The organism is Acidobacteriota bacterium, from assembly GCA_022340665.1.
Taxonomy (GTDB): Bacteria; Acidobacteriota; Thermoanaerobaculia; order Thermoanaerobaculales; family Sulfomarinibacteraceae; genus Sulfomarinibacter.
The window spans coordinates 1-8,485 of the sequence record JAJDNM010000036.1 but is presented as its reverse complement, the minus strand read 5'-3'; the positions used below and the strand labels follow the sequence as shown (position 1 = coordinate 8,485).

The following is an 8,485-nucleotide window of genomic DNA, read 5'->3' as shown; positions in this document are numbered from 1 at the left end:
GTCGGATCTGAGAATGCGCCCTTCGGGCCGTCGACGAGCTGAGCCGGGTTGCGCGGATGTTCACGCCCGAGGAGAACCGGCTGCCGATCATTGACAAAGACGAAGACTTGAGCCTCGGTCTGCGGATCTACGTCCCTGACGCGGACAGAATGGAGACCCGGAAACCACCGGTTGCGGAGAAAATCACGGTGCTCGAAAGTTGAGTGGAGGCCGTCAGCAGAGAACCGAAAGCCGAAGGAGCGGAGCTATGGTAGGAGGGACATGTCTGACACGAGTTGATGCGACAATGCGCGTACAACTCACGGTGAATGACCGCATCATCGCATGGCGATCCGAGACCGAACTACTCTGCGTAAGGAGGTTCACATCATGAAGCGATCCATGGCATGGACGATACTGGCGCTCGCCGTGTTTTCGGTGTCGACCGCCGAGGCTCAACGGTCGGGCCAGAATGCGTCGATTTCAATCGGCGTCGTCACCAAGGTCGAGAACATCGATCTGCAGTCCCAGGCAGCGCCCGTTGGCGCACTCATGGGCGGCATGCTGGCGTACCGCACCACGGGCAAGAACCGGTCCTCGACCACCAAGTGGGGCCGTGCGGCGGCCGGCGCGCTGGCAGGAGGTGCGGTCACCCGCGCCGCCGAGGGTGATCTCTCGGGCAAGCTCTACACCGTCGACCTCGGAGGCGGCCGCATGATGCAGGTAGTCTCCGACCAGACCGAGATCCGACAGGGTGACTGCGTGATCGTCGAGGAGGTCAACGGCCAGGCTAATGTTCGTCGCTCCGACCCGGTCGCCTGTCAGTCGGAATCGGCTTCGGTGATGAAGAGTGCCGACGTCCAGGAAGAACTCCAGGAAGAGGCTGCCGAGTGTATCGCCGCCAAGGAAGCCATGCTCGCGGCAGAGACGGAGGAGCAGTTCGAGCTTGCGAAGAGGAAAATGGCCATCTTCTGCAACGATTGAAATGCAGTTGTTCGCGTGGAGGGAGGTGGTTCACCATCATTTCCAGATTCATGGCTGCCTGGGTGGTGGCAATCCTGCTGTCCGGTGTCGGGTGCGGCGACACGGCCAAGGAATCAGGAACCGCAGCACTCGCCACTCCCGTCGCTGAGGGATCGCGGGCGGATGGCCCACGGTTGTTCGACAGCTTCGACCCCGAACTCGGGCTCGACCAGGAGTGGGTCGGCGATCTCGACGGCATGGTCGAGCGTGGCGTGGTCCGCGCTCTGGTGGCCTACTCCCTGGGTCAGTACTTCCTCGACGGCGCCACCCAGCGCGGGGCGACCTACGATGCCCTGGTGGAGTTCGAGAAGTATCTCAACCAACAGCTCGGACAGAGGCCGGTCAAAGTCGCAGTGCTGATCATTCCCGTGCGGCGCGACGAGCTGTTTCAGGCACTGAAGCGGGGCCTCGGCGACATCGCGGCCGCCAACCTCACGATCACCCAAAGCAGGCTCGAAGAGGTCGACTTTTCGAACCCTCTCCTGACCGGTGTCAGCGAGCTGGTGGTCACCGGTCCGGCTGGCAGAGCGATTCGAAGGCTGGAAGATCTGTCGGGCCGCAAGATCCAGGTGCGACGCTCCTCAAGCTATTGGCGCAGTCTCGAGAAACTCAACCACGATTTTGAGGCGCGGGGTCTGAAGCCGGTCGAGATGGTGCCGGCCGAGGAGTTTCTGCAGGACGAGGACCTGCTCGAGATGGTCAACGCCGGCCTGCTGCCCGCGATCATTGTCGACAGCCACAAGGCGGGGTTCTGGGCCCAGTTCTTCGACGACATCACGGTTCACGAGGATCTGGCGGTTCGCACCGGCGGCAAGATCGCGTGGGCTTTCCGCAAGGACAGCCCGCAGCTCGCCGAGCTGGTCAATACCTTCGTCGGAAAGAACAGGCAAGGAACCCTGCTCGGGAATATCGTGCTCAAGCGCTACCTCGAGGACACCCGCTGGACCCGCAATGCGCTGGCTGAAAAGGACCGAAGTCGATTCGCCGGCATGGCCGGTACCTTCGAGAAGTACGCTGAGCGATACGGCTTCGACCACCTGATGCTGGCCGCGCTCGCCTACCAGGAGTCCGGGCTCGATCAATCGGCGCGTAGCAGGGCGGGTGCAGTCGGCGTCATGCAGCTGCTCCCCTCCACTGCCGCCGATCCCAACGTCGGCATCCCCGACATCACGGATGTCGACAACAACATCCACGCCGGCACCAAGTACCTGCGCTTCATCCGCGATCGCTACTTCTCGGACCCAGAGATCGATTCCCTGAACCAGGATTTCTTCACCTTTGCAGCCTACAACGCGGGCCCCGCCAGGGTGCGTCAGCTCCGTGAAGAGGCCGCCCGGACCGGACTCGACCCGAATCAGTGGTTCGGCAACGTGGAGCACGTGGCGGCGCGGAGAATCGGCCGCGAGACCGTGCAGTACGTTTCGAACATCGCCAAGTACTGGGTCGCCTACAGGCAGGTGAGTCGCTACTACGAGAGTCGTGAGGGCGGCTCGTCATGACTCGTCAGGAGGAGGAGGGGGTCGTGGCACGGCAGTCCGATGGCGGATCGCAGCCCCCCGCGCGGTGGCGGCGATGGGCCATTTGGATGGGCATTGCGTGCCTCGTATTGGAGGTGGTCTACCTGGTCGTCGGCAACCTCTGCATTCGCATGGGGGTCCTGGAAAACGTCATCAACTACAAGCCGGAAGGGGACTTCGTTGCGTGGGAATCAGGGCGGACCGTCGTCCCCGGATTCGCCACCTTCAAGGGTTTCACCTACCGCGGCCAGACCAGGGGAAGCCAGATCTACGTCCACCTGGCCCAAGTAAACGGGCGGATCGGCCTGATCGGGCTCTTGTCGAAGACCATTGACCTCAGGGGGGTGGACGGCAGGGATTTGGAATACAGGTATCGGGATCGGATCGACTATCCCTGTTGGGACGAGGAGAGCGGGGTGCCTTTCCCCGGCACACCGACGGATATCGAGTACTACCCGGAAATTCCCGGCCTCCAGAACCCCCCTGACCCGAAGCCCGAGGACATCTACTCCCAAGAGCCGGGGGCCAGACCGTGGGCGGTCAAGATCTCGGGTGCTCACGTCAAGGGAGCCGTGCGGGTCGCCTATAACGCGATCCGCATCGATGGTGAAGGCTCGGTCAAAGGCGGGCTGACCGTGGTTCTCAAGGAATCGAGCTCGATCGACAAGGGGAAGGTCCGGCTCGTGCCCGCCACCTTCACGTGGGGCGCCAAAACGCTGACCGACGACCTCGGTCTCGACGCCGATATTTCCGTCGAACCCTTCCCGTCCAACTGCGCCGAGATGTCGGAGATTCTTGGCGGGACATCGGGAATCCTGGAATTCGCTGGGCAGAACTCAAAAGGCTTCGCGGTCTATGTCGATGCCTTCGAGCCCCTGCTGCCGGGGCAAGGCATGATCACAGTCGAGTCGGGGACTGGCGAGCTGGGGGGGCGCCTGGAGTTGAATGGTGGCCACGTCATGTCGGGAAGTTTGGATTTGATGGCGGACGACATCGTTCTGAAACGGCGTGAGGTCCCAATTCATGGGGATCTGGAGATTCACGCAACGTTGAATGATGGGGACCTGACAACCGGGCGGTTCAACATATCGGGCACAACCTTCCGACTTGACGACATCACGAAAACCGGGGGCTCCGAGAAGCAGCAAGAGAAGCTCGAGCCCTGGTACGGCCATCTCGAGTTCGAAGAAGGAGTCTTGACCTTCGGTACGCCGATGGCGTTGGACAGCCACGTTCGGTTGAAAATGCATGACACGTGGCCGGTCCTGGTTCTGTTGAGGAAATTCACCAACCAGTTGAAGTGGCTCTCGTTGACGAGAAACGCCAAGAGTATCGACGGCACGATGGACCTGGATTTCGGCAAAGGCTTCGTGGCCGTCGAAGACCTCGATCTCATCGGAGAGAACGTTGAAATTCTCGGTTGGGTCCACCTTCGCGACGGGCAGAAGTACGGGAGGATCTTCGCCAGACACGGTGCCAGATCCGCCGGTATTGCCTTCGACGGTGGCACATCGAAGGTCGTCACGATCGGGTCGCGCAGGTGGTTCGAGAAACAGCATCGTCTGGCTTCGGACGGTGATGGACAGGAGCTGCGCTAAGATGAACCGAAATGAAATACTCGCCTAACAGACTTCGATTTCTCGCATCGGTACTGGTCTTTCTGAGCGTCGCCTGCGCTTCTCTGCCGAGCGACTATCCGCCGCCACCCCAGAGCGCTGCGCTTGCACCCGACCCGACAACCAGCCTTGCCTCCTACGCAGCAAAATTCGCCCGCCTCCACGGCAGCGGAGCCTCCGGCTTCGCAGCGGTCGATCCCAACTCGGACGGTTTGCTCTGGCGGCTGGCGATGGTCGACTCGGCCGAACAGTCGATCGACATGCTCTACTATGTCTGGTACGCCGATCCCGGCGGTCTCCTCCTGCTCGAGCACGTGATGCAGGCCGCCGAGCGCGGGGTCCGGGTTCGCGTCGTGGTCGACGACACGCTTTTCCTCAAGGGCAAACAGGGTCTCGCGAATTTGAGTGCGCACCCGAATATCGAGATCCGCATCTTCAACCCGTGGGCGACCAAGGGCATCAGCAGGGGATTCGAGTCCGCCACGAACCTCAATCGCCTCAACCACCGGATGCACAACAAGCTCCTGATCGCAGACAACCAGATGGCCATCCTCGGAGGTCGCAACGTCGGTGATCACTACTTCGGCCTCCACCATCGATACAACTTTCACGACCTCGACGTCGTCGTGCTCGGCGACGAGGCCACCGAGTCCTCCGAGATCTTCGACCACTTCTGGAGCAGCGACCAGGTCATGGCAGCCGAGGTGTTCGTCAAAGAGTCATCATGGGCGGCGATCGAGCCTGTGCGGATGAAAAGGCTCGAGGAGCTCCGTCAAGCCGACGAGCTGGAAATGTTTCCCATCGAGCGAAAGGACTGGAGCGAATCGCTCGAGGACCTGGTGGCTCGGATGTCTCCCGGCAGCTCGACGGTGGAGTATGACCGCCTGATTCCGAACTCCCCCGCTCCCACCCAGGATGCGGTCGCGAGGTTGGCCGACATCGTCGCCCAGGCGCAACGCGAGGTACTGGTTGTCAACGCCTACATCATCCCCGGCGAGCGCATGATGGAAATCGTACGCAACGCCACCGAACGGGGCGTGCGAGTGCGGATGCTGACCAATTCGCTGGCCTCGAACGATGTGCCGGCGGTGACGGCCAAATACAAGAAATACCGCAGACCCTTCCTCGAGGCGGGCGCCGAGCTCTACGAGTTCCGGGCCCACCCCGAGATCCAGCAGGGAATCGTCGACACCGATCCGGTCACCGCCCGTTTCGCCGGGTTGCACACCAAGACGGCCGTGGTTGATCGACGGTTCGTATACATCGGCTCGCTCAATCTCGACCCGCGTTCCATCCAGCTCAACACCGAGATGGGGATGATCGTCGACAGCCCGGGGCTCGCCGCGGAGGTGGCGGCAATCGCCGAGCGCGACATGGATCCGGCGAACAGCTGGCGGGTCCACCTCGACGAGACCGGAGAGCTCTATTGGGAGTCGACCGACGGGATCGTGAAGAAACAGCCGGCGCAGAACAGCTGGCAGCGCTTTCAACTGTGGGTATTCGGCATCGTTCCTGAGGGTCAGCTGTGAGAGGGACCGTTGGTGAAGTGCTGAACGGCAGATGAGCGAGCGTGAATGTGGTTAGAGCGACGAGACTGAGCGTGGTGGTGCTGGCATTGGTGTTGGCCATAGGGTGCAAGAGCACCTACAGCTCGATGACCGCGCAGGAGAAGCGGGACTTCCTGGTGGAGCTCGAAGAGCAGACTCTTGCCGAGCTGGTCGACAAGCAACCCGAGGTTCAAGCCGAGCTCGATAAATCCGTGGGGCACGCTGTCTTCTCTAAACGGATGGCGAAGGTCCCGCTTGTGGGCGCTGGCGACGGCATCGGCGTCGTGTACGACGAAAAGACCGGCGAAAGAACCTACCTCAAGGTGTCGCGACTAGATGTCGGAGGGGGGCTTGGCGTCCGGGACTACCGTTTGGTCGTCCTGTTCTTCGACGAGTCGAAATTGAAGAAGTTGGCCAGTGGCAAGCTGGAGGTCGGTGCCGGGGTGGAGGCGGGCGCCGGGGAAACTGAAGTGGGCACGGGTGCCGGCGGGGTCGGCGGTTCGCACAAGGAGACGCACGCGATCTACCAATTGTCCAACGAGGGAGTTTCGGCGACATTCACTGTGCGATTGATCCGCTACTCGGTGATCGACCTCGAGCAATAGACCCGCGAGGACTGAACAGTGCTCGTGATCGGTTCGGCATTTCACACTACGTGCCAACAAATCTTCCGAAACAGCGACACGTCCATGATGCATACCACCGAACTTTCGATGGGTCTCCAATCTTGGTAGAGCCTGTTCACGAACTTGCCTGAAAAATAAATCGCGGGTCCCGGCAGATTTTGGGGAGGGATCATGGCTCGTTCGGCTTGGCCGACGCTCGGCCTTGTGCTCGTGATGTTGTGCGTCAGTGCGGCCGCCCTCGATGTCGTGAGCGACTCCATCGTCGTCTGGGACGACGATGTCGTCAACCGGGTCACCGATGTTCCGTTGACATCGCGTTTGGTCAGACCGATAATGAGATCCAACCAGCCATGGTAAGAGGAAATTTCGAGACGAATCTTGTAACTGCAGAGGCATTTCAGAGAAATCTTGCGTCTCAAAGGCTCTTCTGTGACCGATCACCGCGTGGAGGTGAACTGTGAAAGGACAATGGACTGTAGCAATCGTTGTGATGATTCTGTTCGGAATTGGAACCACCGTTGTCGCGGTAGAGTCGGAATTCGACCGGGGGACTCGCGGGAGATCGGCGTCAGTCGCCACGTTGCAGTCGCATCAGCCGTCAATTGCAGGCCTGTCCGTCGGACCAATCGCTGACCAGGCTCCGCCCACAACACTGAATTCCAAGTTTCTCAAGTGGCTGCCATCGGATGCGTTGGTGACCAACCCGACGGTCGACGAAGGCAAACCGTCGGTCGCCTCCGCTCCCGACGGTCATCTTTTCGTCGCCGTGGACGAGTTGGGAACCGGCCGGATTCTCATCTACCACTCGACGGACAACGGATTTTCCTGGTCGTGGCTCATCTCGTTCGTTCACGGATCGCACTCCCGCAACCCGGCCCTGGCCTACATAGAGAACTACGGCCAGAAGTGGCTGGTTTTCGTGTACGAGCTCGTAACTTCCGATTCATCTCGTTCGTTGCAGGCAATCCGTGTCGATCCGGACGACACCTCCAACTGGTCGTCCACGACCATCGACGGCGGCATCGTGTGGACGACACCGGCAAACGAGCTCCACCCGCAGATCACGACCGATTTCCCAGATTTCACGGGGGGCGTCTACTTCTATGTAACCTATGCCAAACCTTCGATCGACTACTACCCGGTCTTCTTCGCCCGCAGCACCGATCAGGCAGAGACCTGGAGCACGCCCGAGAACATCACCGGGGGCTCCGAGAACACCGGACTCGAGTCGAGACCGGAGATTGCCTATTGCGCGAACAACGACGACGTGTACGTTGCGTTCAGCAAACCGGGTTGGACGGGAAGCGTATGGGCGCCGCAGATCTGGGTCACCAGCAACGTGAATTATGGTGCTACCGGTGCTTGGGGCACTCCGGTCCAGGTGACGACCTCGGACCGCAACGATTCCGATCCCGCGATTGCGGCCGCGTGGGACTCCAATACCATCGTCGTGCTCAATACTACCGATTACGGTGCTCCCGACAACGATGTGCAAGTGTCCTACTCGACGGATGGCGGGGCGAACTGGGATTGGTGGGGGTCGATGCCGGGTTGGACATACGAAGGGGAGAGCCACGTCGATGTTGCCGCCAGCCACGTCGCGTCGGGACGATTCCACGCGGTCTACAGGCATAATCTGCCAAATCCGGATGGCGGCGACGTGTGGTACAGCTGGGCCAATTTCGACAGTCCGACCGCGTGGAGCAACCCAGTGGACGTCGACCAGGGCTCCACGGTGAGTGGGTACGACTACTATCCGCGTCCCGCGATCGGGATCAATCCGTCGCTCCCGCCGGCCAATGAGGCTGCCATCGCCTGGACCTCGTACGCCGGACCGTTCTACGACGTGTATTTCGACAGCCCGAGTCTGATCTTCGCCGACGGATTCGAGTCCGGGGACCAATCGGAGTGGTCGAGCGTAGTGCCGTAACCTGTACGAGCAACGAGCGCGCGTAAAAGACTGAATTTCCCGGGCCTTGCCGGGCTGACGCCGGAAGGATACGGCGATTGGAAATCAGTCTGCTTTTCCGCCATATTCTGACCCAAAGGTGGCCTGCCCGGGCATCGTGCTCGACCCCGTACTGGCACGGGAGAGGCGAGCGGCTCGGCGTATCGCGCCACGGCGGGGTAGGCGAAGTTCGGCCAGATTGTCGTGGGACCGAGTTGACGACCCTACC

The 8,485-nt window shown here is 61.0% G+C and carries 8 protein-coding genes; all 8 read left to right on the top strand.

All coding sequences use genetic code 11. From position 1 onward, the window contains the following. Positions 1 to 56 precede the first annotated feature (56 nt). On the top strand, positions 57 to 203 hold the full coding sequence (locus tag LJE93_05310; protein ID MCG6948318.1) for a hypothetical protein: 147 nt from the start codon (positions 57 to 59) through the stop codon (positions 201 to 203). 166 nt (positions 204 to 369) lie between these two features. Continuing rightward, the gene (locus tag LJE93_05305) at positions 370 to 963 is read left to right on the top strand and encodes a hypothetical protein (protein MCG6948317.1); all 594 of its coding nucleotides are present in this window, start codon (positions 370 to 372) and stop codon (positions 961 to 963) included. A gap of 50 nt (positions 964 to 1,013) precedes the next feature. Continuing rightward, entirely contained in the window at positions 1,014 to 2,501 is a 1,488-nt protein-coding gene (locus LJE93_05300) for a lytic transglycosylase F (protein ID MCG6948316.1), read from the top strand. Positions 2,502 to 2,524: 23 nt separating this feature from the next. Next, positions 2,525 to 4,117, top strand: a complete 1,593-nt coding sequence (locus LJE93_05295; GenBank protein ID MCG6948315.1) for a hypothetical protein — start codon at positions 2,525 to 2,527, stop codon at positions 4,115 to 4,117. 11 nt (positions 4,118 to 4,128) lie between these two features. Next, positions 4,129 to 5,664, top strand: a complete 1,536-nt coding sequence (locus tag LJE93_05290) for a phospholipase D family protein (GenBank protein MCG6948314.1) — start codon at positions 4,129 to 4,131, stop codon at positions 5,662 to 5,664. A gap of 41 nt (positions 5,665 to 5,705) precedes the next feature. Next, positions 5,706 to 6,287, top strand: a complete 582-nt coding sequence (locus LJE93_05285; GenBank protein ID MCG6948313.1) for a hypothetical protein — start codon at positions 5,706 to 5,708, stop codon at positions 6,285 to 6,287. Positions 6,288 to 6,479: 192 nt separating this feature from the next. Continuing rightward, positions 6,480 to 6,665: a hypothetical protein gene (locus LJE93_05280; GenBank protein MCG6948312.1), complete on the top strand. Its 186-nt coding sequence runs from the start codon at positions 6,480 to 6,482 to the stop codon at positions 6,663 to 6,665. A gap of 337 nt (positions 6,666 to 7,002) precedes the next feature. Then, the gene (locus LJE93_05275; protein ID MCG6948311.1) at positions 7,003 to 8,238 is read left to right on the top strand and encodes a glycoside hydrolase; all 1,236 of its coding nucleotides are present in this window, start codon (positions 7,003 to 7,005) and stop codon (positions 8,236 to 8,238) included. The last annotated feature ends 247 nt before the right edge of the window (positions 8,239 to 8,485 follow it).

Bases quoted from the DNA above. Each gene is read 5' to 3' on its own strand.
- LJE93_05290 (MCG6948314.1), top strand. From the start codon at position 4,129: ATGAAATACTCGCCTAACAGACTTCGATTTCTCGCATCGGTACTGGTC.
- LJE93_05305 (MCG6948317.1), top strand. From the start codon at position 370: ATGAAGCGATCCATGGCATGGACGATACTGGCGCTCGCCGTGTTTTCG.
- LJE93_05310 (MCG6948318.1), top strand. From the start codon at position 57: ATGTTCACGCCCGAGGAGAACCGGCTGCCGATCATTGACAAAGACGAA.
- LJE93_05300 (MCG6948316.1), top strand. From the start codon at position 1,014: ATGGCTGCCTGGGTGGTGGCAATCCTGCTGTCCGGTGTCGGGTGCGGC.
- LJE93_05280 (MCG6948312.1), top strand. From the start codon at position 6,480: ATGGCTCGTTCGGCTTGGCCGACGCTCGGCCTTGTGCTCGTGATGTTG.